At 42.2% G+C, this 25,695-nt stretch carries 23 protein-coding genes and 1 pseudogene; 14 read left to right on the top strand and 10 right to left on the bottom strand.

Annotated elements, in window-relative coordinates:
• Positions 1-984: 984 nt before the first annotated feature.
• On the top strand, positions 985-1,923 hold the full coding sequence (locus tag BJP37_RS07770) for a phosphate/phosphite/phosphonate ABC transporter substrate-binding protein (protein ID WP_075897770.1): 939 nt from the start codon (positions 985-987) through the stop codon (positions 1,921-1,923).
• 5 nt (positions 1,924-1,928) lie between these two features.
• Positions 1,929-3,926 (top strand): ATP-binding protein, encoded by a 1,998-nt coding sequence (locus tag BJP37_RS07765; protein WP_075897768.1) that lies wholly within the window; start codon positions 1,929-1,931, stop codon positions 3,924-3,926.
• A gap of 127 nt (positions 3,927-4,053) precedes the next feature.
• Here the strand turns inward: BJP37_RS07765 and BJP37_RS07760 are convergent, their stop codons facing one another.
• Positions 4,054-5,406, bottom strand: coding sequence for a TldD/PmbA family protein (locus BJP37_RS07760; protein ID WP_075897766.1), 1,353 nt, complete (start codon positions 5,404-5,406; stop codon positions 4,054-4,056).
• A 99-nt stretch (positions 5,407-5,505) separates the two neighbouring features.
• Between BJP37_RS07760 and BJP37_RS07755 the strand changes: the two genes are divergently transcribed.
• Positions 5,506-6,897, top strand: a complete 1,392-nt coding sequence (locus BJP37_RS07755) for a tetratricopeptide repeat protein (RefSeq protein WP_075897764.1) — start codon at positions 5,506-5,508, stop codon at positions 6,895-6,897.
• On the opposite strand, the gene BJP37_RS07750 is transcribed toward BJP37_RS07755, so the two are convergent.
• Both BJP37_RS07750 and BJP37_RS07745 read right to left on the bottom strand, forming a co-directional pair.
• The gene (locus BJP37_RS07750; protein WP_075897762.1) at positions 6,894-7,589 is read right to left on the bottom strand and encodes a potassium channel family protein; all 696 of its coding nucleotides are present in this window, start codon (positions 7,587-7,589) and stop codon (positions 6,894-6,896) included. The genes BJP37_RS07755 and BJP37_RS07750 overlap by 4 nt on opposite strands.
• A 116-nt stretch (positions 7,590-7,705) precedes the next feature.
• The gene (locus tag BJP37_RS07745) at positions 7,706-9,043 is read right to left on the bottom strand and encodes a TrkH family potassium uptake protein (RefSeq protein WP_075897760.1); all 1,338 of its coding nucleotides are present in this window, start codon (positions 9,041-9,043) and stop codon (positions 7,706-7,708) included.
• Between the two features lie 180 nt (positions 9,044-9,223).
• On the opposite strand from BJP37_RS07745, the gene BJP37_RS07740 reads away from it, so the two are divergent.
• The 3 genes from BJP37_RS07740 to BJP37_RS07730 all read left to right on the top strand — a co-directional run bounded on the left by BJP37_RS07740 (position 9,224) and on the right by BJP37_RS07730 (position 12,218).
• A complete protein-coding gene (locus tag BJP37_RS07740; RefSeq protein WP_075897759.1) occupies positions 9,224-10,087 on the top strand; it encodes a methyltransferase domain-containing protein in 864 nt (287 codons plus the stop codon).
• Between the two features lie 328 nt (positions 10,088-10,415).
• Complete coding sequence (locus BJP37_RS07735; protein ID WP_075897757.1) at positions 10,416-11,096, top strand: actin-binding WH2 domain-containing protein; 681 nt, start codon at positions 10,416-10,418, stop codon at positions 11,094-11,096.
• A 405-nt stretch (positions 11,097-11,501) separates the two neighbouring features.
• Positions 11,502-12,218: a hypothetical protein gene (locus tag BJP37_RS07730; protein WP_075897755.1), complete on the top strand. Its 717-nt coding sequence runs from the start codon at positions 11,502-11,504 to the stop codon at positions 12,216-12,218.
• Positions 12,219-12,687: 469 nt separating this feature from the next.
• Here BJP37_RS07730 and BJP37_RS07720 read toward each other — a convergent pair whose 3' ends face one another.
• From BJP37_RS07720 to BJP37_RS07710, 3 genes and pseudogenes are all read right to left on the bottom strand, one after another.
• Positions 12,688-14,100: a reverse transcriptase family protein gene (locus tag BJP37_RS07720; protein WP_075897751.1), complete on the bottom strand. Its 1,413-nt coding sequence runs from the start codon at positions 14,098-14,100 to the stop codon at positions 12,688-12,690.
• Between the two features lie 459 nt (positions 14,101-14,559).
• Positions 14,560-14,901: a XisI protein gene (locus BJP37_RS07715; RefSeq protein WP_075897749.1), complete on the bottom strand. Its 342-nt coding sequence runs from the start codon at positions 14,899-14,901 to the stop codon at positions 14,560-14,562.
• A 60-nt stretch (positions 14,902-14,961) separates the two neighbouring features.
• Positions 14,962-15,090, bottom strand: a pseudogene (locus BJP37_RS07710) (element excision factor XisH family protein); the annotation flags it as partial.
• A gap of 120 nt (positions 15,091-15,210) precedes the next feature.
• Between BJP37_RS07710 and BJP37_RS07705 the strand changes: the two are divergent.
• The 3 genes from BJP37_RS07705 (at position 15,211) to BJP37_RS07695 (ending at position 18,208) form a co-directional block, all read left to right on the top strand.
• On the top strand, positions 15,211-15,387 hold the full coding sequence (locus BJP37_RS07705; protein ID WP_214607747.1) for a hypothetical protein: 177 nt from the start codon (positions 15,211-15,213) through the stop codon (positions 15,385-15,387).
• A 563-nt stretch (positions 15,388-15,950) separates the two neighbouring features.
• Complete coding sequence (locus tag BJP37_RS07700; RefSeq protein ID WP_075897743.1) at positions 15,951-17,696, top strand: esterase/lipase family protein; 1,746 nt, start codon at positions 15,951-15,953, stop codon at positions 17,694-17,696.
• 143 nt (positions 17,697-17,839) lie between these two features.
• A complete protein-coding gene (locus BJP37_RS07695; RefSeq protein WP_070391866.1) occupies positions 17,840-18,208 on the top strand; it encodes a translation initiation factor in 369 nt (122 codons plus the stop codon).
• 97 nt (positions 18,209-18,305) lie between these two features.
• On the opposite strand, the gene BJP37_RS07690 is transcribed toward BJP37_RS07695, so the two are convergent.
• The 3 genes from BJP37_RS07690 to BJP37_RS07680 form a co-directional block, all read right to left on the bottom strand.
• Positions 18,306-18,812, bottom strand: a complete 507-nt coding sequence (locus BJP37_RS07690) for a hypothetical protein (RefSeq protein WP_075897741.1) — start codon at positions 18,810-18,812, stop codon at positions 18,306-18,308.
• A 185-nt stretch (positions 18,813-18,997) separates the two neighbouring features.
• Positions 18,998-19,651, bottom strand: coding sequence for a nucleotidyltransferase family protein (locus BJP37_RS07685; RefSeq protein ID WP_075905863.1), 654 nt, complete (start codon positions 19,649-19,651; stop codon positions 18,998-19,000).
• Between the two features lie 40 nt (positions 19,652-19,691).
• A complete protein-coding gene (locus BJP37_RS07680) occupies positions 19,692-20,849 on the bottom strand; it encodes an XdhC family protein (protein ID WP_075897739.1) in 1,158 nt (385 codons plus the stop codon).
• Between the two features lie 94 nt (positions 20,850-20,943).
• On the opposite strand from BJP37_RS07680, the gene BJP37_RS42285 reads away from it, so the two are divergent.
• The 4 genes from BJP37_RS42285 (at position 20,944) to BJP37_RS07665 (ending at position 23,616) form a co-directional block, all read left to right on the top strand.
• Positions 20,944-21,114, top strand: a complete 171-nt coding sequence (locus tag BJP37_RS42285) for a glutathione S-transferase family protein (RefSeq protein WP_229415236.1) — start codon at positions 20,944-20,946, stop codon at positions 21,112-21,114.
• 168 nt (positions 21,115-21,282) lie between these two features.
• Complete coding sequence (locus BJP37_RS42280) at positions 21,283-21,561, top strand: glutathione S-transferase C-terminal domain-containing protein (protein ID WP_229415235.1); 279 nt, start codon at positions 21,283-21,285, stop codon at positions 21,559-21,561.
• A 148-nt stretch (positions 21,562-21,709) separates the two neighbouring features.
• A complete protein-coding gene (locus tag BJP37_RS07670; protein WP_075897737.1) occupies positions 21,710-23,155 on the top strand; it encodes an FAD-dependent oxidoreductase in 1,446 nt (481 codons plus the stop codon).
• 176 nt (positions 23,156-23,331) lie between these two features.
• Entirely contained in the window at positions 23,332-23,616 is a 285-nt protein-coding gene (locus tag BJP37_RS07665; protein ID WP_075897735.1) for a hypothetical protein, read from the top strand.
• A gap of 90 nt (positions 23,617-23,706) precedes the next feature.
• Here the strand turns inward: BJP37_RS07665 and BJP37_RS07660 are convergent, their stop codons facing one another.
• Positions 23,707-25,065, bottom strand: a complete 1,359-nt coding sequence (locus tag BJP37_RS07660) for an aromatic ring-hydroxylating dioxygenase subunit alpha (protein ID WP_075897733.1) — start codon at positions 25,063-25,065, stop codon at positions 23,707-23,709.
• 317 nt (positions 25,066-25,382) lie between these two features.
• Here BJP37_RS07660 and BJP37_RS35880 point away from each other — a divergent pair, with 317 nt between their 5' ends.
• Complete coding sequence (locus BJP37_RS35880) at positions 25,383-25,607, top strand: hypothetical protein (protein WP_143727506.1); 225 nt, start codon at positions 25,383-25,385, stop codon at positions 25,605-25,607.
• Positions 25,608-25,695 lie beyond the last annotated feature (88 nt).

Below are 25,695 nucleotides of genomic sequence, written 5' to 3'. Positions count from 1 at the left end.
AAAAAAGAGTTTTTTTAAAAATTATTAGATTAACTATTAGTAAGCTAGAACAGAGTGTGAAACGCCCCCATTATCAATAGTATTTACGGTACTTAAGCTTTTTCCTGCAAATTTAGAGTATCGATCGAGTTATACTACCAAGTCGCATTATTAATTTTAAACTTAATCCTACAACGAATAAATTTTAAATTAATATAAAATTGTGTATATACAGGAAAAAATGCACAAACAATCACTGAATAAAACAAATTAAATTACTTAAAAGATATTAATAATCTAAAATTATGTCATTCGATATAGTCTAGTATAAGGTGTACATTAAGAGCCCATAACTATTAAGATATGCAAAAAAAGGCTAGTAAGTAGATCATGTTATGTGACGAGATCAAGTGATACCATATAACATAGCTCCTAGGTTCTAGCACACGCTTTGCATCTACTCCGATGCTCAAGAGTCATTGTCTAACCGGGAGGGTAATCTATGACTTCTCAAGAAACCGGAGCTTCGAGCTATGCAAGGTCTGCTTTAGCAGAGGGTGTCTATGGGGAGGTGAAACTGGTGAAACTAAGGTACTCTCAAAGAGATGATTTTTCGGAGGCAAAACCTACGAGGACAAGGAAAAGGGCTTGGGGTAAGACGAATACCTTTTCCCTTTGTCCATCAGGCGAGTCTGTCATTCCCTCAAAGCATGCAACTCGCTCTAGCCCAACTGCACTAGGGTGTTCTGGCATAAAGTTCCCTGTATTGATCTTCACCTAACCCAAGGAATTACTAAGGCATCTACAGTTCAAGGGGATAACCGAATCAGTGAATTTACCTATGGGCTTTTGTGTTTAGGTAGAGTGTCCTGCAGTAAATCGCTATTCTTAGGTAGATTCACTGAAAACTTTGCTAAGTTGGCTAAGGTAGCCATACTGACATGGCTAACCCTAGTATCTACCTGTGAAGACATCGGTTCTAACTGTAATTGAGAGTAGGACACTATGTTAACCAAGCTGTTAGGAAAAGTTATGCTCGTTGGTCTGCTCACTTCCTTAGTGAGCTGTAGTCAACAACCAGAACAATCAAACCCTAGCTTAGAGCCATCGACAATTTCTGAAGACACTAAGGTTATTGTCTTAGGTGATATTTCAAAAAATCCAGCCAAAAAGATCCGCCGCTTCCAGCCCCTGGCAAATTACCTGGCTGAGAACTTGAGTCAGTTCGATATTAACACTGGCGAAGTAAAAATTGCCTCCGATTTTCCGACCATGATCAACTGGCTCAAAGAAGGGGAGGTACACCTATACTTCGATAGTCTCTACCCAGCGATGAGGATTAATCAAGAGTCTGGTGCTCAACCAATTTTGCGCCGTTGGAAACGGGGTGATGCTGAGTACCACACGATTATCTTTACTATGAAAGACCGAGGGATTAAATCCCTAGCTGACCTCAAGGGTAAGAAGGTCGCGTTTGATGATAGACAATCGACCTCTGGCTATATGTTACCTATGGCTTATCTGATTGAAGCAGGTTTGAAGCCTAATGAAAAGGGATCAGCCAGTGATGTAGTGGCAGCTAATGAGGTGGGGTATATCTTCAGTGATGATGATGAAAATACTATCCAATGGGTGATTAGCTCAAAGGCAGACGCTGGTGCAGTGGATAACCAGACTTTCAAGCAAGTCCCGGAGGATGTCCGGGACGCCATGACTATCCTGGCTGAGACGGAAAAAGTGCCTCGGCAAGTCGTGATGGTTCCAGCCAATATGGATCCTGAATTGCTGGCTCAGCTCAAAAGTATCCTGACTACCATGGATGAGGACCCCAAGGGCAAAGAAGTGCTGACTAAGTTCCAGAAGACTGCTAAGTTTGATGAATTCCCAACTCTACAGGGGTTGGACAGGATGCAACAATTATACAACATTGTTGAGAATCGGTAAATTCCATGGGCAGATTTAGCTGGAGACAATGGCCATTAGCCACTAAACTGACAATGACCATGACTAGCTTGGTCATTGTGGCAGTGGCTAGTGTCACCATGCTATCTCTGCACCGTGAGCAACAAACCTTTCGTAAAGAACTCAAGCAACAGGCTGAACTATTGCTTAAGACTCTGATTTTAGTGACTGCTGATGCGCTCTACCTTGCAGATGCTGATTCTTTGGAGCAGGTCATGGAGCAGCTGGGGGAGCAGGGGTTAGTGGAGGAGGGTTTCATCTACCAAAAAGATGGACGTATTGTAGCCGAAGCCAATCCGGTAGACGGTCAGGTGTATAGTCTCGAGAGTAACTCTGTTGGCCAGGAGCTGCTAAGGAGTAAAGATACAGTTGTTAGGTGGGAAAATAACCAACTTTTTGCTGGTAAGGCAGTGATTCTAGGGAATCAGACAGTGGGAGCGATTAGTGTCGGACTGTCTACAGCTCCCCTGAATAATAAAAGTGCTGCGGTACGCAATCAAGGTCTAGTGGTGGCAGTAACTGCAGCGGCTGCTGGTACCCTGTTGGCACTGCTGCTGAGTCGGTCAATCACTGAACCATTGCAACAGATGACTGCTGCAACCAAGCGTCTGGCGGCTGGGAACTTGAACCAGACGATTACTGTTCACACCAAGGATGAGCTAGCGGAGTTGGCAGATTCCTTCAACAGCATGACTTCCCGGCTGCAAAAACTCGTTGCAAGTTTGGAACAGCGAGCTGAAGCTCTGCGCCAAAGTGAAGAGAAAAATCGAGCCTTACTTAATGCTATCCCAGATTTAATGTTGCACTTTAGCAACGATGGTATATTTCTAGATTATAAAGTGGCAAGGAATCAGAACTCTTTTGGGTCTTTTGATCAAGTCTTGGGTAAAACGGTGTATGATGTATTACCACCAGATATAGCTCAACTTTATATCCGCAATGTTAAGCAAGCTTTGGAAACTGGGGAGATCCAAATCTTTGAACATGAGAGGTTTATTAATGGCCAACGCCGCCATTTTGAAGCAAGGATTGTGGTCAGTGGAGATAACGAAGTGCTGACCATTGTCCGGGATATTACGGAGAACAAGTTGGCTCAGATTGAATTGCAACAGGCAAAAGAAGCGGCTGAAGAAGCCAACCATGCCAAGAGTGCGTTTATGGCTAGTATGAGCCATGAGCTAAGGACACCTCTTAACGGTATTCTGGGCTTAAGTCAGTTGCTGTGGGAAGATGCCGAGGAGTTAGGCTATGACGAGTTCGTCTCTGACTTAAAGGAGATTTGGAACTCTGGTACGCACCTGCTCACACTGATCAGTGATGTTCTAGACATTTCAAAGATTGAAGCGGGCAAGATGAACCTGTACTTAGAAAGCTTTGATGTTACCACCCTGATAGTGGAATTGGAAAGCCTTGCTAAGCCACTGATGCAGAAAAAGAACAATAGTCTAAAGATCAGCAGTGCTGACTCTCTCGGGACAATGGTGGCTGACCGGACTAAGCTCAAGCAGGTTCTGTTAAACTTGCTAAGTAATGCTGCAAAATTCACTGAGACAGGCACGATTACTTTTAGCATTAAGCGTGAAGGAAGTAACCATAGGAATGGCAAGAACGAACTCATCTTGGAGTTATCCCAACCTTATTCGAGATCCTCAAGTCCTTCCTACCCCACCATCGATATTCCTACCTCCCCCAATACCTTAGCGAATCTCGAATCTGATGATTGGTTGATCTTCTCAGTAACTGATACTGGCATTGGTATGACTCCAGAACAGCTTAACAAAGTATTTCAACCATTTACCCAGGCAGATAATTCAACCACCAAAAAGTATGGTGGAACGGGTTTAGGTCTTTCCATCAGCCAACGCTTCTGCGAGATGATGGGTTGTCAAATTAGCGTGACAAGCCAGATTGGTGTTGGCTCTACCTTTACCATTCGTTGTCCTGCTGTAGTAAATGACCCCAAAGCAGAAACACCTAAGGGCTAAATGGGTAATGGGTAATGGGTTAAGTGAAGGCAAAAGGTAAAAGGTAAAGTTTTCACATGTGAGCTTTCACATTTCACATGACAGCTTTCTTCTTTAATTCTTCATATTTCATCATTCATGATTTGCCTCAAATGCTGTCAGTGATACTATCAAAGTTAAATGCCTTGACCCGAACTCCTGGAACTACGATATTACCGTAGCGCTGTACTTTGCTTAGGGCATCGACTTCTTTCAACATTTGGGGCAGGCTTTGGTTAAAGCGCAGGTTTTTAATCGGGTAGGCAATCTGACCGTCTTCAATCCAGAATGTGCCATCACGAGTCATCCCTGTGACTTCTAGGGTTTTGGGATTGACATAGCGCACATACCAAGCACGATTTACCAAAATACCTCGCTCTGTCTGGGCAATCAGGTCAGCTAGACTTTGGCTAGAACCGGACATGACAATGGGAAACAATAGTCCGGTTGGATCTTTACCTTTCTGAGCTGCCCAATAGCGGCTATAGTAAAGGATTTGGGGAATACCATCCTTAATCACCTCGGTGTAGCGATTACTCAACCCATCCCGAAAGCAAGTGCCTAATTGGAGTAGGGGATGAGCAGGGTCGCGTTGTACCTGGACGATAGGGCTAAACATTGGATGACCCAAGCGGTTACCAGTAGGCTTACCGGTTTGATCACTATGGGACATAAAGGAACGTCCTTCATCCGCTGCCCGAGCATCCATATTCCAGATTACCCAAGACAGCAATTCCGCAAAGGCAGCACCATCAAAGATGACTGGGTAGGTGCCTGGATTGACCTGACGGGGGTGACGTGAGGCTAAGGCTCGTTCAATTAGACCTGTTATCGATGACTTCTCTAAAATCGGTAACTGCTCTATGGCAAAGGCGGTGCTATGACTCCAACTTGAACCATCGTCTATACGGGCTGTCACGCTACAGTCTGCCTCTGTACCTTGGTCTAAGGCTCGTAACCCTTGGGAGTTCCCCACAACTCGTAAAAAAGCTTGAGTACTAAGCTTACCAGACCCTTCGACTCCTGCCTTAGCAGTTAAGGTACATACTCCCTTGACCATTTCTCCCCGTGCCAAGGGGGAAAGGGTAGCGGTGGCTTGATCGAAGGCTGGGGTGCGTTGCTCATAATCCTGGGATTCGAGTAGGGGTACCCATTCAGGATCTTCTGGGGCAATGCGAGCCAGTTGTTCTGAACGTTGGATAGTTTGGGCTATTGCCTCTGGGTCTAGTTCTGTTGTGGTAGCAGAGGCACAACGCTTACCGAAATAACTGGTAATGGTAAGTTGGCAGCGTTGGCGGCTGATATTCTGGGTAATCTGATTTTCCGAGAAGCGGCTCAGAAATTCGTCACCAAGGCTGAGACTGACGAATACCCCTTCTGCTTGGGATTGGGCAATGACTGAATCGACTAAGGATAGGGCTTGATCTTTGCGATCGCATATCGGAGCAGCAGCTAGGGTCATTTCCTGTGGGGATGGGCTTGATAAGCAGCTAATTATTCTAGTAAAAAAATATTATCCTGTAGTATACCAAAAATGTCTCAGCATATAGGAAAAGGGTGAATGAGAACGATACCGCTGCTAGCTGCCACTATCATCAGCTTTGGTTTGACAAGTTTTGGTCAAGCTGAAGGTAAAGAGATTCCTGAGTATAAAGGAACCAAGCAGTTGATGGAAGGTCCATACTCCAATAACCTGGATGCGGCTTCATACTTTCAAGTTGGGGTGAAACTGTACGGACGTCGGGACTTTCCTGGGGCAGAGCGCGCTTTTCGTAAAGCCCTTGAGTTTGACCCCTATATGGCCATGGGACGTTATTTGTTGGCGAATACGTATTTGCAGCAGGGTAAGAACCAGCTGGCATTGGAACAATACCAAATTGCTATTGCCCTTGACCCAACCTTGTCACAAGCTTATTACAACTTAGGCATTGCTTTTTACAAGGAAGGGGCACCCGATAGTGCGATCGCTGCTTATCGACAGGCGTTGTCTTTCAATCCTGAATCAGCCGATATTTATTATAATTTAGGCTTAGCTCTGGAATCTCAGGGTAATCAAGAACAGGCGATCGAACACTACCAAGCCACCATTCGCCTAGACCCAGATTATGGTAAAGCTTACTATAACATGGGACTGATTTTAGTCGAGCAAGAGCAGATTGGACCAGCAACTACTGCACTCAGACAAGCAGTTCGCACTCAACCTAAATTGGAGAAAGCACACTACCAGTTGGGACTATTACTGGTGGAGCAAGGGGAAAAGTCAGCGGCAGAGGAATCTTTTAGGGAAGCAGTTAAGGTTGACCCGAACTTGGCTCCGGCTCAGTATCAATTAGCGGTAATTTTGTTTGAGAAAGGGGAGTTGGCGGAAGCGATTACTCGGTTTCGCTTGGTGACGGAACTGGAACCGGAAAATGTGGATGCTTACCGACAGCTAGGGGCAGCACTGACAGCCAATGGTGACTACGCCGAAGCAGTTACCACACTCAAATTAGCTGTGCAACTGGATCCTTACCACGCCTTGACCCACTACAACCTTGGTGTTGCTCTACAACAGCAAGAACAGTATGAGGACGCCATGGCTGAATATCAGCAAGCTCTTAGCCTGTCTCCGGCATTAGCAGAAGGTCATTACAACTTGGGTGTAGTTTTAGAAAAGTCTCAACAGCGAGAGGAAGCTCTCTCTTCTTTGGTCAAAGCTAGAGAGTTATTCGCCTTTGCTGGTAATGAGGAGAAGGTGACAGAGGTTGATGAGTACATCAAGCAGCTAGAAGCACAAGACAAGTTGGTTGATACTCAAGAAACTCCTGAGGTAGACTCTCCTGAAATTCCACACATGAAGTCTCCTGAAATTCTGGAGGTAGAATCCCAAGAAACTCCTAAGGTAGAGTCCACTGAAACTGAACAGATGGAACCGGAAAAGTCTGAACCAGACAGAGGGATTCCTAAGCTTTAAATGGGTAAGCGGTCAATATCAGGGTTGGAGCCAATGATAACCATAAGCATATCTTTGTACAGAGGTTGATTAGGGTCAGGGTTAATCTCAAATTCAGCATCTCCCTTAATAGCCAGGACAGTCAAGCCATAGCGCTTGCGCAATTCCAGTTCCATAATGGTTTTGCCATCAAATTTTTCTGGCACTCTGACCTCGACAATACTGTGCTTAGAGTCTAGGTCAAACCATTCCAAAATGGATGGTTTGGTGAGGGAGCGTGCTAAAGCACAACCTGCGTCATTCTCAGGAAAAACTACATGATCGGCTCCTACCCGTTTTAACAGCTTGCCATGAACTTCTGAGGAAGCTTTAGCAATGACGTAAGGAACTCCTGCTTCTTTTAAGTTGAGGGTGGTGATAATGCTTTCTTGTAAATAGTTACCGATGGCAATAATTACTGTGTCAAATTCTAAAATCCCGGCTTCTTTCAATGCTAAGGGTTCTTTTGAATCGAGCTGCACAGCATGGGAAGCTATTTTTTCGGTTAACACTTGGCAAACTAGTTTTTCATCAATATCAGTACCCAGAACCTCATAGCCAAGTTGGTATAGTGTGGAACAGACAGCTCGACCAAAACGCCCTAGTCCAATAACGGCAAACTGTTTATTTTCTTTGGGTAGGTTACGCAAAAATGTTAAAAATGATAGATTCACTTCGGCCTCCTTTGATAACTGCTATAGTATTTTTTTACTTGTTACTTGTTAATTTTTAAGTGTTAATTGCCATTGGCAATTTGCCATTACCAAGCCAGCATACCTTTTCCATTGGATTATCCTACAAGTAAGTTTTCTTCTGGATAGTGAACTGAACTGGGACGGGGTTCTCCTAGTAGGGATGCCATGAGCAACAAAACTCCAACCCGGCCAATGTACATTGTTCCAATTAAAACTAGCTTTGCCCAGGTAGAAACGTCTGGGGTAATCCCTGTGGAAAGACCGACAGTAGCAAAGGCTGAGACAACTTCAAATAAAATCTCAATAAAATCAAGGGTTGGCTCAGCTAGGGAAATTAAAAGTGTTGATAGAATTACTGTAGCGAATGATCCTACTAAGACTCCAATGGCTTTTAAAATTAGTTCAGTTGGTACCTGACGCTTATATAGATAAACCTCTTCTTTGCCTTGTAAAATTGCTTTGGTAGAACTAACTAAAATTCTTACTGTTGTAGTCTTAATTCCACCACCTGTTCCCCCTGGACTGGCTCCAAAAAACATCATTGCAATGGTAATAAATAACCCGGCTGTGGTCATTTTACCAAGATCAATGGTGTTAAAACCTGCGGTTCTGGTGGTCACTGACTGAAACCAAGCTTGGAGAAATTTGTCTGATAATAATGTTGAAGAGCCTAGAGTGTTATAATTATTAAATTCGATCAATAAAAATGCGATTGCTCCCACTATTAACAAAAAGAGAGTGGTGCTAGTGACTACTTTAAAATTCAGGGAAAATTCCAGAGACTGACGTCGTCGTAGAATGCGATCGCGCAACCAAAGATAAAACTCAAAAATTACCTGTTGACCAATGCCACCGCAGATAATTAGAGTTGTGATCACTAGATTGAGGAGAAGAGATGACTGATAACTTGTTAAACTGTCTGGAAACAGACTAAATCCAGCATTATTCCAAGCACTGATGCTATGAAAAATGGCTAACCAGAGTCCCTGGTATAATCCATAATCGGGAACAAACACTAGTAAAAGTAGAAAAATGCCTGTAATTTCAAAAATTATTGCTGTGGCAATGATGGAACGAATTAATGCTGCACTGTCTTGTAAACCTTGTCGATCTAAAGCTTGTTGAATGGCGATTTTCTGCTTCAATTTGAACTTGCGCCCTAGTAGTAAAATGAGAAATGTGGTGGTGGTCATATAGCCCAAACCGCCAATTTGAAAGAGGCCAAGCACAATCAACTGTCCCCAAAAGGAAAAATAGGAGCCAGTATCGACAACCACTAGACCAGTAACACAGACAGCAGAAGTTGAGGTGAATAGTGCCACCATCGGGTGAGTCCATGTGCCATCGCTAGCAGCAAATGGCATCATTAGCAAAAGAGTTCCGATGGCAATTACGGAAAGGAATCCAAGGCAAATGGTTCGGGGAATAGTCATGTCTCATTTGTTATTTGTCTTTGTCCTTTGTCTTTGTCATTGTTCATTTGTGATTTACCATCTGTCAAGACCCTTTTTCCTTAGTAGCGGATCACGGTGTGCCCCCATTCAATTGGGTATGGTTTATGGAAGTGAGAACCGCTATAGTTGGTGATACGGAACGATGCTACTGGACATGATATGACATTAAGTCTTGAAAAATTGAGTCTTGAAAAACAGATTCAGGAATTTTATGATGCCTCTTCTGGCTTGTGGGAAGCAGTTTGGGGTGAACATATGCACCATGGCTATTATGGCTGGGCGGGTACTGAGAAGAAAAACCGATATCAGGCACAAATTGACTTGATTGATGAATTGCTCTGTTGGTCTCAAGTGGAGCAAGCTAGTACTATCCTGGATGTCGGTTGTGGTATTGGTGGCAGTTCACTTTATTTAGCGCAACAGTTTGAAGCAAATGTTACTGGCATTACCTTAAGTCCAGTTCAAGCATCACGAGGAACTCAACGAGCACAAGAGGCTGGGTTGGCGACACGGGTTCAGTTTCAGGTTGCTAATGCTTTGGATATGCCTTTTGCTGATGAAACCTTTGATTTTGTCTGGTCGATGGAGAGTGGAGAACATATGCCGGATAAGCAACAGTTTCTTCAGGAATGTTATCGGGTGCTCAAACCTGGGGGAAAGTTTTTAATGGCAACTTGGTGTCATCGTCCGATCACCTTGGCGACGGGACAATTGACAACAGATGAACAGCAGCATTTGGCTGAGATTTATCGGGTTTATTGTTTGCCTTATGTGATTTCTTTGCAGGAGTATGAGGAAATTGCTGGCAATTTGAATTTCCAAACTCTTCGGACGGCGGATTGGTCAGATGCGGTTGAACCGTTTTGGGATATTGTGATTGATTCTGCTTTTGAGCCGAAAGCGATTTTAGGGTTGCTTAAAAGTAATTGGAAAATTGTGCAAGCGGCACTGTCGATGGGGTTAATGAGTCGAGGGTATCGCCGGGGGTTGATTCGTTATGGGTTGTTGTATGGCAGCAAGTGAGGATTGTAACGGAAATCATTTGCTGATACCTTGAGTTATCAAAATCAGTTGTATATGACCCAAATCTGATGATTCCTATGGGGTCATCCCATGTTAATTAGCAGTTTATTTTACGGAAAGGAGGTCAAATCCCGTGAAGTAATTATATATATAACAGTGAGTTAGTTGCCAATGGCAATTTGGCATGGGCAATGGTAAATCCATCGATTATTGTGGTAAGCACTAATGCTAGTAAAAATTAGTGCTATATTACTAGATTTTATCCTAGGTGGCTGAACGTGTTAGGTGGCTGTATCTTGTAGCTTTAAATTTTAATTAGGAGTAGGTCATGAACCACTTTACTGTGCTTATGGAGTTTTTGCGCGATCGCCAAAGATTCCTGAAGGAGGTTGACCAAGGGATTAGGATTGATATCAAGATTATCTCTTTATTGATTGCTAGCTCGGCATTTTTTGGGATTTATGGTGCAATTATCGGCTCGTTTAGTGGCCCCCTCCAGATTATCTCTTCAGCTATCAAATTACCGGCGCTATACCTTTTAACGCTGTTGATTTGTTTACCGACTTTATATTTTTTTGAGATTAGCTCAGGCTCTAAACGTAGTTTTGGGCAGTACCTAGCTTTGCTTTTGGCGGCGACATCTGTGATTAGTGTGATGCTATTTGGCTTTGCTCCTATCACTCTCTTTTTCCGTCTCTCGATTGATGATTATACATTTTTTCAGCTCTTAAATATAGTAATATTTGGCATCACTGGGTTAATTGGTGTCAATGTGTTTTACCAATGCATGGGATTGATCACTGAGCAAGAAGCTGAAGAAAACAAATATCGCACTAGGATTCTTAAAGCTTGGTTAGTGCTCTATGGATTTGTTGGTAGCCAATTGGGATGGACCCTCAGACCATTCTTCGGAGCTCCTGGGGAACCTTTTGCCCTATTTCGCGAGCTAGAGAGTAATTTTTATATGCATGTGTTGCAGTTAATTGGTAGAATGCTGGGTTGGGGTTAAGGCTTACTATTGATTTGCTATTTTGAAGCCACACTTGTGGCAGGTATAGCGCTGCGCGCAGCGCTATTTATTACAGCAGTTTTCAAGTCGGTCAGGTACAAATTTATGGCTTTTAGGGAGCAGGGAGCAGGGAATAGGGAGCAGGGAATAGGGAATAGGGAATAGGGAATAGGGAACAGGGAAAAATTATGTGTATCTCAGGTGCGACTCGTGGCGAATTTAATAATTAGATGCGGAAAGCGCACCTCATAGTTATTAAAAACGCTGTATATCGATAACGGATGGGATTGTTTGGGTGAGATGCTGTTAATAATACTTGATTTATTCGCAGTGTGGTTTTAACTATTGGTGGATGATTGGGATTGGTACAAGATATCATAAAATGGTTAACAGGAGCGAGATGATATGTCATCAAATTTAGGTAATTTAGAGATTACGTCAGAGGATATCAGAAACCTGGTAGATCTGAATTTTGCTAAGCTGGTGGCTATTGATTTTTGTCGGGGGTTTATATTTAAGAAGCCTAAGAATATGTTATCGATTCTGTTAACTGAGATATTTATATTGGGTCTGAGTTTAATTTTATTTTTGCCTCCAATCCTGATTTTTATGAAAAATTCAGGCAATTTGCCTGAAGACCAGGCTGGGATAACTGGGCTATTTACTATACTGGTGGGATTGTTTGTTTCAGGGATAGTGATTGGTAATGTATATCTTTATAAACAAGGAAAGCGAATTAAGTCTTTGGTTAGGTTAATGGATCAGGTTGATAACTATAATGGTGTGATTAAAGCGATTGATTTAGCTGAACGAATAGAGGCAATTGAGGGCTCAATTACTGAGTTCAAGCACTCTGAAAGCCGGAGAAAAGTTATTGAATCTCTAGCTATTACTAAACAAAGTTTAGTGAATGCTTTACAAGTGGAAAATTTAATCAGAAGTCATAATAATTTAATTGACAGCCGTCAGGTAGTTTTAAGCAATCTTGATGATAATTTGGCTACTTTGATGGCTTTTGAGCTGAGTGACGAAACTGGTGAATATGGTCGCTTACTTAATCAGTCTCTTCAGATTGGTATGAGTGTACATAAGGAGGTGATAAATTTACGAGGTAAGCGGTAGTTATTTTAAGGTTTTTTGGGTTTAAGGTTGTCTGTCAGAATGAAGAATGAAGAATGCAGAATGAAGAATGCAGAATGCAGAATTAAGAATGTAGAATGTAGAATGTAGAATGTAGAATGTAGAAGGTAGAATGTAGAAGGTAGAAGGTAGAAGGTAGAAGGTAGAATGTAGAATGTAGAATGTAGAATGTAGAAGGTAGAAGGTAGAATGTAGAATGTAGAATGTAGAATGTAGAATGTAGAATGTAGAATGTAGAATGTAGAAGGCATAATTCTAAATTCCCAATTCTTAATTCTTAATTCTTAATTCTTAATTCTTAATTCCCAATTCCCAATTCCCAATTCCCAATTCTTAATTCTTAATTCTTAATTCTTAATTCCCAATTCTTAATTCTTAATTCCCAATTCTTAATTCTTAATTCTTAATTCTTAATTCTTAATTCTTAATTCAAAAATAAGTAAGCTGAGACCTAATGCTGATTAGATAACCATTTGTCTTTGATGCGTTGGATTTGTGCTTGAAACGGGGCTGCTTTTTCGGGATTTACCATGGCGATGAAGTTGGCGTAGCCTTGAATGGCTGCGATTACATTACTGGAGTTTCCCCAGTGTTTGCTGTCTGGACCGTCTTTTTCGATTTGATAGAGGGTAGCACGGAAGCGTTTTAATTGTTTTCTGGAAATATTGAGATGGTGGTTGACTACAATTCCTGTTACTTCTTGCTGTTGGGATTTGCGTAGGATTCGGGTCTTTTGTTGATTTATAGTAAACCCTTCGTGAGCTACTACGGAGCTGGTGCGTTTTAGGAGTTTACCGATAAAGCGGAGGCTCTCACCAGAGGCGGAGAAGGTAAGGTCATCGGCATAGCGGGTGTAAATAAAGCCTAAGTCTGTGGCTACTGTGGTTAGTCGGTGGTCTAAACGACGGCACAATATGTTGGTAATGGCTGGTGAAGCGGGGGACCCTTGGGGGAGGTGGCGATCGCTTGTGGCTACGTAGTAGGTTTTGCTATCTAGTTCGACTTCTTCAATGTCGGCTTCTGTACATAGTAATCCAAATACTGTTGCTGCTGCTTCTGAATAACCGAATGACCGGAAAAGTCCTTTGACTCGTGGGTAGGAAATGGATGGGAAGAAATTTTTTAGGTCAATGTTGATAATGACATCAGCACCAACATGAGGCTGGGCGTTGGTTACTATGGAGCGATCGCGTCGAAAGCCGTGAGCGGCATTGTCTAGTTCTAGTTTTTCTAGTATGTTGCTGAGAATCCAGTGTTGTGCTTGTTTTAGTTTTGGTTTGGGTGCGGAAATTAATCGCTCTCCACCGGTTTTTTTGGGAATCTTGAAACGAATGTAGTGAGATATGGTGGCGGTTTTGCGATTAAATGCGAGAAAGCGTAGCTGTCCTAGGGCAATCCCCATGGCTTGAGCAATGTCTTGGGCTGTGCTAAGCAGGGGTAATTTATAGGTTTGTAATCGTATGCGATCGCTTTCGGTATGGTTTAGACCTGGGGATACTTGCTCACCGAGATAGAGTATTTCCTTTTGCTGGCGTATAGCCCACGCTTGGGCACGTTCGAGCCGTTGTTGTTCCCGTCTTTCTTTGGTTTCCTGACGCTTAAGCCTAGACTGGGCTAACCGTTCTTTTAACAACCGCTTACGGACTGCTTGTTCATTTTGTAGTTTCTGACTTTCTTGGCGCAGTTGGGCTAGTTCTCGCTGGAGTTCTCCCCGCCGTCGAATTTCATCCGCTGGATCTTCTGGCATCTCACCTTCTGCTGGCCAAAATCCGTAGCGAATCATTTCTTCGAGGACGAATTCTTCTTTACCTATTTCGCGGATGCGATCGTAGAGTTCCTGACGGGTACGGGGTTGGTCTGACATGGGAACTATTTTTTAGTTTTTAAGGTTGGTTAAAGGTTGTTTGTTATAGCGCTATGCCCAGGGAATAGGGAACAGCGGATCACCGGAACAAAAAAGAGGCAAGAGGCAAGAGGCAAGAGATAAAAAATCCTGTGTACCTCATTAGGCTAGAAACCGCTATACATTTTTTACCATTGTCTTGATGAAGTCGCTGATGGGGGAAATTCCCTTTGGTGGCACCGGTACAGGCAGTTATGGCTGAGTGTAAACTTCGTATTTCCAATTTTAGCTGGCTGGACAAGACTGTTCCAAGCTGGTAAACAAAGCAGTAAGGGCCAGCCCTTTGTATACATCACAGCAGAGTCAGTTTTGACTAATGTTGCCAGATTTTCAGTCGCTGTCTGTAAACTTTTGTCAGTCAACCAGGAGCAGCCCTTGCACGTAATAAAGTCGCAAACCGGTATATAGGGTATCAAAGTTTTAACCAACTGCATAACGGGTAAATTGGCGCTTAAAAGCGGAATGAAAACCTAAAACGATATCAGAAGTGGGCACACCCATTTCCACCAACCTCTCAGCAACCGAGTCTTCAGTCCCATTATATTGAATCCAGATTTTGCCATCAATAATATCAAAGTGCATCACAGGACCAAATACCCGCTTATCTCCTTGCCAACCCACATAAGCCAATTGATAATGGTCGTGTTCCCTATCAAATATTAGCTCGGCTTTGACCGTATCCCTATCAGTAGGGGTTGCTATTTGGGAGTGTTCAGTTAAAATATGCTTTATAAATTGCCGATATTGCTCTATTTTATCCATTGCTTAATCTCCTCCAATTTCGGATCATAAATCATCAACTTGACTTGGTAACGTCTCGATTTCTGTCGCTAAATCAATTTGTAATTTGACTGCCTCGCCAATCCGAATCGTGAGAGGATCGTGAGTGATATTCCATCCGTCTTTGATCAAAGCATTTTTAACCTGTTGATGGAAAACGTCTTTTGCCATTTTGGATGTTTTTCATCCTTATTTTCATTTATTTAATTCTATCATCTACGGCATTGTTATTAGCTGTTGCGCATTTAAATTGGATAGTATTCATTCTCTTGATGTAAAGCGCGAGTGGTTTTGGGTTGGTTCATTGACCGAAAATCTGCCAAAGCCAATGGCAGTAAACTTATTTATCGGGTGCGTTTCACCTCTAATTACGACCCTGACCCAGCCATGGCCTGCCGCAAACAACATCAGGTGCCACTCGTGGCGAATTTAATTCTTAATGCGGAAAGCGCACCTAAGTTTTTGTAGTCAACTTTAGCATGCATGCCCGCCCTGCTTACTAAGGGTGGTTAGGGGGGATTCCTCTTGCCTTGCGGGTAGCGCTATATGCGTCTTGACAACCTGGGATGGCGAGCGTGGGCATAGGCATAATCACCATAAAACACAGACAGGCAAAGTATACAGAGCACAATCAAGATTTTTTTCAGTTGTTTCATAGCTAGAACAACTAGTGTAAAAATTTATTCTTGACCGATGCTAATGTAATCACAACTATTATCACAAGTAGTTTATGATATTTTTTTTACTCTATTTTAATGTCCATCAGTAAATAATTGACTTTGTCCTACCTGTTGATTGAAAGGCTAAGCAGTGGATACATAAACCAATTTATCCTCAAACTTACTTAAAAATTAATTAGTCTGACTCGAAGCTCCTGACTGGAAGCTCCTGAATCGGAGGATAGTTGGTTATGTCGAACTGAGGTGATTTTAAATTATTAATTTTTAATTGACGAAAAACACTGATGGTCTATAGATAAATCAGCAGCTAAGATCGATGAATTAACATTTCAGATGTCATAGGAGATGACAATGTCTGTACCTACCCGTACTCCTTTACCAATTATCCTAATTCGTGGGTTTGGCGGTCTCAATATTCAAGAGGAACAGCGCTTAACCTATCAGGGCTTTAACCAAGGCACCGTCTATGAACACAAAAAGGGAACAAATGAGATTTATGAAGGATTAATCCTGAGTTTTCTCAAGTCAGACTGGCAATACCAGGATGCCACTAACGTCGTGACCTTTAGTAGTCGGGAGATTGAAGATGAACCAGCCCTGCCTCGGAAACTAAACTCTTTGCAGAAAATGCTCCAGGATGGCAAACCCCTGCCATCATCACTCCAGTGGTTAAAGGATAATGGTATTTTCGAGAAATTTAAGCGCCTAAAAGAAGAAACCTATACTCTAAACTATCCAGACAAAACTGAACAAAAAAGATATTTTTCAGGGGATAAAGTAGTCATAAACCCAGAGATGTCAGAATACTTTTTGGAGTCTATCAAAGATCCTTGGCGCTCCATTTGGGTATTTCGCTACTATGATCTAAAAGAGCGTAAATTTGACACCTATGGTAATGCATTGGTGCGTCTGATCTACTTAATTCGTGAACTAACCGCAAATCAAGCAGGTGTTAAACCTAAGGTTAACATCATCGCCCATTCTATGGGTGGATTAATCGCTCGTGAAGCAGTTCAAGTCACCTATCCCAGCCTTGGTCTTAAGGCTGAAGACTACATCAATAAAATTATCACTTTGGGCACTCCTCACCAAGGCATTACCTTCCAAATTTTAGAAGATTGGCTGGGGTTTGGGGGAGAACTAGGTGCTCAAGAAGAATTAGAGCGCTTTAATCTCAAAAATCAAAGTAAGCTCAACAACCCCTATTCGTTCCAAAATTTTGAGAAACACTTTCCCTTAGAACGACTTTTAACTATTGTTGGCACCAACTATAAGTCTTACAATTTTCGACAAGCCTCCTTTCTCAACCGCGTTTTCTCCCCGAGATATGAGTTTGGTTCTAACTATAACCGTAGTGATGGCTTAGTTAAGCAATTCTCTGCCCAAATTCCTGGGGCACCCCGTACCTTTATCCACAAATCCCACGGTGGTTTCGACTCCGTGATTACTTCCCGGGAAGCATTTGAAGTAGCAACGCGCTTTTTGTTTGGGAATGTGCGATCGCGTTTACGTTTTGTCAACGGCCAAATCACTCGGGGTAAGGATTGGTTTGGCAAAAGTGAGTTCTTTCTGGGAGTATCCATTAAACCCCGTCTGGTGGATTTTGAACTGTTCCACCAGAGTGAGGCTGCGGAAAACTGCTATGGTCCGTTTATTAAAGAGGATTTGACCGACGAAAACCCAGCATTTCCTTGGGCAGATGGCAAAAATCTGATCTGGGAAGGCTACCTGAATACCATATCAATTCTAGAGGATGAGAGCATCCCAGCACAAGAGAAAGACATGGTCTTACGGCTGGACTTTTACGTCGGTGAACGGGATTTGTTAGGTCTTGGTTTCTCTGACAATGTCATATTCCGCAAACAATACTATATCCGGGTTCTGATTGCCAAGACACCCATAGAACTCTACCTCCATACCGATGAAAAATTTGCTCAGCCAGATTTTACCGCCAATCCCGCTGATAAGATGAAAGAAGTGGATGGTGCCTGGGAATTTAAAGTGCAAGACACTGGATTTGAAGGGACATTCCAGATCGAAATCGATTGTATTCCTGAACAGGGACATCCAGAACCGTTCCTTTCCGGGATAGGATAATGGGTAATGGGTCATTAGTAATGGGTAATGGGTAATTGGTAGTTGATGATTACCGATTACCCATTACCCTGACCCAAAAATCGAGCCACTATTTGGTAAGTGATTAACCGGACTTTTAAATAGATTAATACTAGATTAAACCAATGGCTTCATCAAAATCAAAACGTAATGCTTCTGACTCCAAAACCTCTGGCAATCGAATTGCCTACCAGGAATTTGGCACTAGCAATGACGCTGCAGTTGAACGAGGGATTCAGGAACTTCCGCCAAATCAGCAAGATTTGCGGGTACAGGCATCACGGAAAGGACGTAAAGGAAAAACCGTTACAGTAATTAGTGGATTTCAATCATCACCAGAAACCTTAACCAAGTTACTTAAACAGCTCAAAGGCCAATGTGGTAGTGGTGGTACAGTTAAAGATAATACTATTGAAATTCAAGGTAATCATACTGATAAACTAGTGCAAATTATGATTAAACTGGGATACAAAGCGAAAGTTAGCGGTGGTTAATGGTAAAAGATAAAATAAACCTGGATGTTTAAACAGGGATAAACGGATAAAATAATCTTAGGTTATCCGTTTGAATTACTAATTTTAATGACTAGATTTAAATGACTAGTTTGGTAATCCTTAAAACATCGTGATCGGAACGAAGATAGGGAACTGAGGTACTTCTGAATCCAGTAACAAAGGGTCGATGATACAACTTCCAATAAATGGGACTCAGGTCATGAGCGATCGCTTTTAGGGCTTTGAGTTCTTCTGCTAGTTCCGCTGCCAGTTCATTAATCCGTTCAGCGTGGTCATAAGCTTGTTGTGTGGCTTGTTCTATTTGGTCTTCTAGGGTTAGGGGTTGACTGATAGTAAGTGCTGGCTGTAACTGCTGCTGTTTTTGTTGCAACTGGGCTTCTAAGGCTGCGATCGCATTATCGATTCCTAGTATCTCTACCGATCGTTGGGCGTTTTCACTGGCTTGACGACGGTAGGCTTGAGCGATCGCTTCTGGGGACTGGTCTTCTAGGATGATTTCCTGGCGGGTTAGGGTATCACGTTCAGCACGTAGTGCGGCAATGCTCTGGCGAATTGCGTCAATTTCTGAGTGTATTTGCTCCATTTTTGCCTTTAGCTATGAGTTTTATACTCTTTTTATATTGAACAGTCAACAGCCTCATCCACAAGGGGATCGGGCTTGTAACTAACAGGACTTACGCCATAACTATACCAGTAAGGTGCGTTATTAACGCACTCTACTATAGGGTTTGTATTTGAGATGTAAACCTAGGAGGTCTTGTTTTTTTGTCAAATAAAACTCCGGAGCTCTTGCCCCTCTTGGTTTTTCTCTAACTTCTGGTAATCTCTTGGTGTATCAATGTCAATTACACCTAATGGAAAAGAAATACTAAATACTTCGTTGTAGTATTTGTTAATTATTTTTTTTGCACCCACGGTCTCATCTAAGGTTGCTAGTTCAGAGAAAAATCTATGTTTAAACAAAACAGGTACACCTAATGTATCTGCATATTGGCAAGCAACGATGGGTTTTCCCGTAGCATGATAGGCTGCAACTAGATGATTAATAATTTCAGGAGAAATAAACGGCTGGTCACAAACAGTAATTACTGCTGCGTCTATGGTTTCAGAACAAGTTGCAAGGGATAGAATTCCGCTACGAATTGAGGAACCCATTCCCAAATTCCAATCTGGGTTTTCAACTACCGTTACAGAAGGTTGGTTAACTTCAGAATATATCTGTTGGGCATTTGCTCCTAAAACCACCACTACAGGCTTGCAGACTGAAGCCATTGCCTTCTCTATGGTATGGCGAAGTAAGCTGCATCCCTGATAGGGTAAGAGTTGTTTAGGTTTACCCATGCGGGTTGATGCACCTGCTGCTAGGATAATAATAGCAATATTTGATTCAGTTGGTTTTAGCTGTGAATGGGTTATTTTCATTTCATAATTCAAAGAATCAAGAGTCAAACTTCCACAAATTTTATAGTTTATCAATTGGGATTTCCTTGACTTGAGTTCGTTCGTGAATTGGTTCCATGCGGTGTTTTAAAAAGCCACCACCACGGTTTGCTAACACGGCTTGAATCTCAGCAATGATGGATAATGCGATCGCTTCTGGTGAATCTGCACCAATATCAATACCAACAGGAGTATATAACTTTTCTAGCTGTATGGGTGTACATGCTACTCCTGCTGCACGTAAATCTTGCAGTAACCTGGCAGTGCGTTGCTTGGAGCCCAAACAACCCAAATAGCTGATCTCAGCAGGGATTAGCACTTTCAAAATTTCTAAATCATCGAGGTAGTTATGAGTCATGACCACAGCAATAGTGTCATCATCAATAGATATTTGCTTGTTTAGAATGTCCCTGCGGGTGAGAATCACCTGATCAGCCATGACAAAACGCTCTTGAGTTACCTCACTCCCTCGACAATCAACAATAGTGACTCGCCAACCTAAGGCTTTAGCAAACTCTGCTACAGGTAGACTATCACGACCTGCACCAAAAATTATTAGGTGTGGCGGGGGTTTAATAAACTCGATAAAAATATCTACTTTACCGACTGCTAATTGGTATTGATGGAAACTTGAATGTTGATTTTCCAGAGCAGCTTGAGCATCTTTGAGCAAAGCAGCAGTCAAATATTCGTCTTTAATATCAGTATTGACAGTATTATTTGATTGCAGGATTAAACGCGCCCCAACCTGAACATTAACCTTACCTTCTACAGCAATAACAGTGGCAATAATACCTGGTTGCTGGTTTTGGAAACATTGATTAATAAAAGCTAAGGGATTAAGGGGATTATCTTGATTTAGAGGCTCAATCAAGACGTTTACCACACCGTTACAACCCAGGCCAAATCCCCAGATAATGTCTTCATCAGCAGTGGTATCATAAGTTACGACTATGGGTTTTCCGTCTGGCATTGAGACGCGAGTATGCTCAAATACATCATTTTCCAAACAACCACCGCTAATGGTTCCTACCATTTTACCAGTTGATGTGATCAGCATCCGCGCACCAGGTTGGCGATAGGTAGAGCCTTGAGAATTGACAACAGTAGCAAGAAATACTTGTTGATCGTTGTGTTGACTATCTCCGAATGCTGCTAGAATAGAATTTAGCTCTTTCATCTTGGCTGCTAGACACTCCTGTTATAGCCAAGCTTAACAATTTGGGTTCAATGATGTAAAGTAAAAAATTTTGTGGCTTTTGTGGAGATATTTTATGGCGAGAATATTGTATTATCACCAGCAATCAAACTTTTATAGGAAAATTCGGATCTTGTTAGCTGAAAAAAAAATAGACTGCGAACTCAAAGAAGTTAATCTTAAGAATAAACCTTCGGAATTTATTAAAGTTTCTCCCATTGGTAAAGTACCGGTGTTTGTAGAATAAGATGGTACAGTTATTTGGGATTCTACATTAATTGCAGAGTATTTAGACGAAACTTATCCACAACCTCGTTTTTCCCCAAGTCATATTCGAGAACGGCTTGAGTGTCGTAAATGGGAAGAATTAGCAGATAACTTAGGTGATAATATCATCAACTTATGGATACTAAATTTGACCAATAATCTCGCCCCGACTCCCTACCGGGCAAAAATAGAAACGTCAATTAATCGCCTTTTACCAATTTTTGAGGAACAATTAGCCCAATCTCAATATTTATTAAGCAATGACACATGGACAGCAGCAGATGTAGCAGCGTTATGTTCCTTGGGTTACTACAGCCTTCGCTTAAATGAAGATTGGGTTTTGCAATATCCTAACATAGGAAATTGGTTCGATAAATTACACGAGCGTGAGTCGGTCAAGTCAACTGTTCCTATGCCGTTAAATTAAGTATGAAACACCAGACAAACGGACAATAAAAAACTGAAATTTAGAGGCTTCTGATCAGCAAATGCAGGAGCATTCACAGATGAGTAGTGAATAATTTCAGGATTGGGTTTTTAATTACAAGCCATCGTCAGCGTTAATTGAGATTAAAATGAATCACTACTACAAAAAAAATGTTGTGATTATCGGAGGGGGGCCTGCAGGATTAGGGGCAGCTTTAATGTTAGCCCAAAGAGGCTGGAAAAATATTACGGTTATTGAAAAAAGACCCTCAGCCGACTATTACGAACCGGATAAATCCTTTAGTTATCAAATTGATGGCAGGGGGCAAAAATTAACCGATTTATTAAAACTAACTCCCAAACTAGCTAATGTGAGTGTCCCTAGTACTGACTTTTACTTTACTCTCATTCAAAAAGACGGCACACGGAAAACAACGAAACTACCCATTGCTGATTCTAAACGCAAAACTGCCTACTGGCTGCCCAGAGCATCTTTTATAGAGTTACTTTACCAAGAAATTCAACACCATTGGCAAGATGAAATTAAGGTTTTATTTAAAACTGAATGTATAGAGATTAAACAACATTTAGAGCATTTAGAAATTATTACCCAATCTAGGGACAATAAACCATTGACACTGACTCCTACTCTGTTAGTGGGTTGTGATGGTTTAAATTCTATTGTGCGTCAAACTCTGCATGAATGGGAAAAAGGTCAATCAAATTCCTTTGAAATGCAAAAGTTTTCTTCTCCTAGTTCCGGTTTAAAATATAAAGTTCTCACCTTACCTCCTCAATTTCCTCTATCAGAACAAGAAGGAGATGTAGCACAATCTACAATGGCTTATGCCATTCGGTCTACTTTTAAAGAGCGTAAAAAAGCAATTAATCTGGGTTTATTACCCTTGAAAAATCCGAATCAACCCAGAACTGCAAATATTATTACCTACCCTGATCATCAAATCTGGCAACTAGAAACCCCAGTAGACGTTGAACAATTCCTGAAACAAGCATTTCCTCAGATTCCCCTGGAAAAAATTATTGACCCTGAAGAAATAGCCAGATTCACATCCAGTGAGGGGGGTAAATTTCCGATTCCTCAATATTGTTCAGGATTGTATCAAATCTGGAGAAACCCTGAAGAGAGTCAAGGAACAGCCGTAATTTTATTAGGAGATGCAGTTCATTGTTTTCCTCCTGACATTGGACAAGGCGTTAATTCTGCTTTAGAAGATATCTATGTTTTCCAGGAAATATTAGCCGAAACTAAAGATAATCTTTCTGAAGCACTTTATCGCTATCAAAACCTACGCCAATCCGATATTAAAGCCTTAATTCGTTTAGGACAAATTAGTTATCCTTGGCAATATAATCAAGACCCTTTACGGAAAAAAATATGGAGTATTAACTTTTTTATGCGCTTATTATTGAATCGTTTATTTCCTTTTTTATTTAATACCCATTCCTTCATAATGATTCAAAATCATGAATTATCTTACTCGGAGATTCTTGCTAAAAGTAACAGGACTACTCAAGTGTTATCCATATTGGGAGGATTGGCAATATTGACTTTACTGTTGAAACTTATGAATTAGAATAATTTTTTCTGAATTGGTGCAAACGGCAGTTAATCAAAAAGAAGTAAATTGGAGCTGGGGGGGCGACATGATAGCTAAAAAGTAGACTGTATAAGCTTCATAGCTCTCATACCTGTCTTGATGCAAAGCGCGAGTGGTTTGAATTTACCGTAAGATAGGGTCGCCTTGTCTTGATGCAAAGCGCGAGTGGGGGAAACCCCCTTTGGCAGCGCTGCATCGCTATTAAAAAATATTTAACCATGCATCTGCATAACCTGCTAACTATAAAGGCGACCCTATCTAAGGTTTTGTCTCCGGGGGAAACCCCCGCAGGTCGGCGCTGCATCGCTTATTCAAAAGCTTTTCCCGTAGCGTGGCACAGGCTACTTGAGGTGCTATCAGCTATCAGCCAAAAGCCTGTGGCCACGCTACGGCAACAGTTTATGGCCATAGCGCAAGCTACACCGAACAGCTTTTGAATAAAATAAGCTGACGGCACCTCAAGTAGCGTGACCGTAGGCCTTTAGCTGATGCCTGAATGCTTACATGACCTTGAGGTCAAATTAGGGTTAATGACGAGTGTAAGAACGCTCGAAATGGGTTTTAACTTGATGGGCAACTGTTGCAATAACAATGGCTGAGCCAGACCCTAAAATAGCAACTAGTTCAGTGCCAGAACCATCCGTCACTATTGCCAAAGCCGCCAATGCGATCGCTACTGCCACAAAAGTCGTTTTTAACCGGTTGGTTACCTGATAGGCTCGATTGCAGGAACCACAGATTTGAGTATGTCGCCTTAATCGGTCTAGGGGAGGTGGTTGCTGATTATCTTCCAGTTTTTTCTGGGGTAGCTTCCTGGTAGAATAGCCTTGATAAAAAGGTAAAGATGTTCCGAACTTATCGAGCCACTTGCGATACTCAATCAACAACAGATCTGATGTTTTGAGTGGCAAATACAGAGAGTTTAGGCTTGTTCCCAACCGTTCCACTTCTGCCTGCTGTCCCACCACAAGTGGTAAATCTTCTTCTAAGAATTTGTCTCGGTACCAGTGTTCCATCCAACGAGGCTGTAGCTTCAGTTTCCAGGTAGAATAATTATTATAATTCCTAATAATAATACGGCATTTGCCTTTACCTAGAGGAAGGGAATAAAGTGCTGCTCCACCGATACGAACTGATTTTTCCCCACTTGAGCTTTTGTAGGTCACTAAATTGGGAGCAACGAAATCAAGGTTTACCCATGGGCTATTCTTTTGCCTGGTTTTTCGGTACCTGCCTCGAATCCCAAAAGTAGAACTTTCCAGGACTTCCATTTCTAAGGGTTGAGCGTATTTTCGACTACTGAGGGTGCCCTCGTGGCTGATGAAGAGGTGAGAGGGATCGAGGGCATTTTCTATAAAATAGGTTTGGTCGTAGGGGAGGTCTATCATATAGTCTGAGCTGGCAACTGTAGGATTTTCCAAATCCGCTACAGTTGGGATGCCCTCGAGATCAGCAGCTTCAGGTTTCCCCATCCATACCCAGACAATACCTTGCCGTTCCACAACCGTAAAGGATTGCACACAGGCTTTGGCTGGAATCTTGGCATCTTCTGGTAACTGGGGAATGTGCAAACATTGACCATCTTGACCAAATTGCCAGCCGTGATATAAGCACTCGATTTTACCATCAATGATTTGTCCGTCCGAGAGTTTAGCGGCGCGGTGAGGGCAGCGGTTTGTTAAACAGGCTAGCTTACCATCTTGGTTTCTGAACAATACCAAAGGCTCGTCATACAGGGAGAAGCTGTAAGGACGGTCTGTGGGCAGGTCTTGGACAAAGGTGACAGGATACCAGCTCTGCTGCCAGTTGAACTCTTGCTGTGTTTCAGCTATAGGAGCAGTGGCAGTTTTTTGTACTGCTTCTGGTGTTTTGGTATCAACTCTCATAGATAACTTCCTCTATGAAACAACTGACCATCTTAGATGGCGAATCTGGAGCTTTGTTAGCACTGAGGCCAGCAATACTAAACCTTTATGTCAATCCTAGTACTAAGGCTTGCTAGATATTGCCCACCCTATTTTTAGACAATCACGCATTCCTGGGTAATCAAATCAGCTGCGCGGGTATCATCGGTGAAGTTAGCAATCCCTCTCTTGATTCTATCGGGGCTGTATCTCCCTCTACTCTGAGTTAACCTCCTCTAAGTTAAGAAAGAAAGCGATTGGCCTTTGGCCACGCTACGCGAGTCACGCGTTCGCAAAGCGTGGCCAAAGGCCTCAGCTTCCGCGCTTATGCGATCGCTATACTCGCACCTACAGGATGGGATAGCGAGAGCTATCACCAAGTCAACTCCCTGATGCGATCGCTTACCGTGGCCTACGGCCAATCGCGTAGGGGCTCAATGCTCGCCCATCGCATTTTTCATCAACCCCTTTCTTTCTATCTAAAATGTCGCGATTCATATCACCGCTATAATCGCAAGATTTAGCGGTGATATGAATCGCGACCAATAAATTAATAACGCGATAGCGTTACAATTTAAATTTTGTTTGTATCTTGTCTACCCAGGTGATTAG

The organism is Moorena bouillonii PNG (assembly GCF_001942495.1).
GTDB classification, from domain to species: Bacteria; Cyanobacteriota; Cyanobacteriia; order Cyanobacteriales; family Coleofasciculaceae; genus Moorena; species Moorena bouillonii.
This window is presented reverse-complemented; position numbering and strand designations above follow the sequence as displayed.

Excerpts from the sequence above, each read along its gene's own strand:
- BJP37_RS07660 (WP_075897733.1), bottom strand. The coding sequence starts at position 25,065 with ATGAGAGTTGATACCAAAACACCAGAAGCAGTACAAAAAACTGCCACT.
- BJP37_RS07720 (WP_075897751.1), bottom strand. The coding sequence starts at position 14,100 with ATGTCAGACCAACCCCGTACCCGTCAGGAACTCTACGATCGCATCCGC.
- BJP37_RS07665 (WP_075897735.1), top strand. The coding sequence starts at position 23,332 with ATGCAAAGCGCGAGTGGGGGAAACCCCCTTTGGCAGCGCTGCATCGCT.
- BJP37_RS07745 (WP_075897760.1), bottom strand. The coding sequence starts at position 9,043 with ATGACTATTCCCCGAACCATTTGCCTTGGATTCCTTTCCGTAATTGCC.
- BJP37_RS07690 (WP_075897741.1), bottom strand. The coding sequence starts at position 18,812 with ATGGAGCAAATACACTCAGAAATTGACGCAATTCGCCAGAGCATTGCC.
- BJP37_RS07760 (WP_075897766.1), bottom strand. The coding sequence starts at position 5,406 with ATGACCCTAGCTGCTGCTCCGATATGCGATCGCAAAGATCAAGCCCTA.
- BJP37_RS07680 (WP_075897739.1), bottom strand. The coding sequence starts at position 20,849 with ATGAAAGAGCTAAATTCTATTCTAGCAGCATTCGGAGATAGTCAACAC.
- BJP37_RS07755 (WP_075897764.1), top strand. The coding sequence starts at position 5,506 with ATGAGAACGATACCGCTGCTAGCTGCCACTATCATCAGCTTTGGTTTG.
- BJP37_RS07765 (WP_075897768.1), top strand. The coding sequence starts at position 1,929 with ATGGGCAGATTTAGCTGGAGACAATGGCCATTAGCCACTAAACTGACA.
- BJP37_RS07770 (WP_075897770.1), top strand. The coding sequence starts at position 985 with ATGTTAACCAAGCTGTTAGGAAAAGTTATGCTCGTTGGTCTGCTCACT.
- BJP37_RS07700 (WP_075897743.1), top strand. The coding sequence starts at position 15,951 with ATGTCTGTACCTACCCGTACTCCTTTACCAATTATCCTAATTCGTGGG.
- BJP37_RS07730 (WP_075897755.1), top strand. The coding sequence starts at position 11,502 with ATGTCATCAAATTTAGGTAATTTAGAGATTACGTCAGAGGATATCAGA.
- BJP37_RS07685 (WP_075905863.1), bottom strand. The coding sequence starts at position 19,651 with ATGAAAATAACCCATTCACAGCTAAAACCAACTGAATCAAATATTGCT.
- BJP37_RS07735 (WP_075897757.1), top strand. The coding sequence starts at position 10,416 with ATGAACCACTTTACTGTGCTTATGGAGTTTTTGCGCGATCGCCAAAGA.
- BJP37_RS07695 (WP_070391866.1), top strand. The coding sequence starts at position 17,840 with ATGGCTTCATCAAAATCAAAACGTAATGCTTCTGACTCCAAAACCTCT.
- BJP37_RS07715 (WP_075897749.1), bottom strand. The coding sequence starts at position 14,901 with ATGGATAAAATAGAGCAATATCGGCAATTTATAAAGCATATTTTAACT.
- BJP37_RS07670 (WP_075897737.1), top strand. The coding sequence starts at position 21,710 with ATGAATCACTACTACAAAAAAAATGTTGTGATTATCGGAGGGGGGCCT.
- BJP37_RS07740 (WP_075897759.1), top strand. The coding sequence starts at position 9,224 with ATGACATTAAGTCTTGAAAAATTGAGTCTTGAAAAACAGATTCAGGAA.
- BJP37_RS42285 (WP_229415236.1), top strand. The coding sequence starts at position 20,944 with ATGGCGAGAATATTGTATTATCACCAGCAATCAAACTTTTATAGGAAA.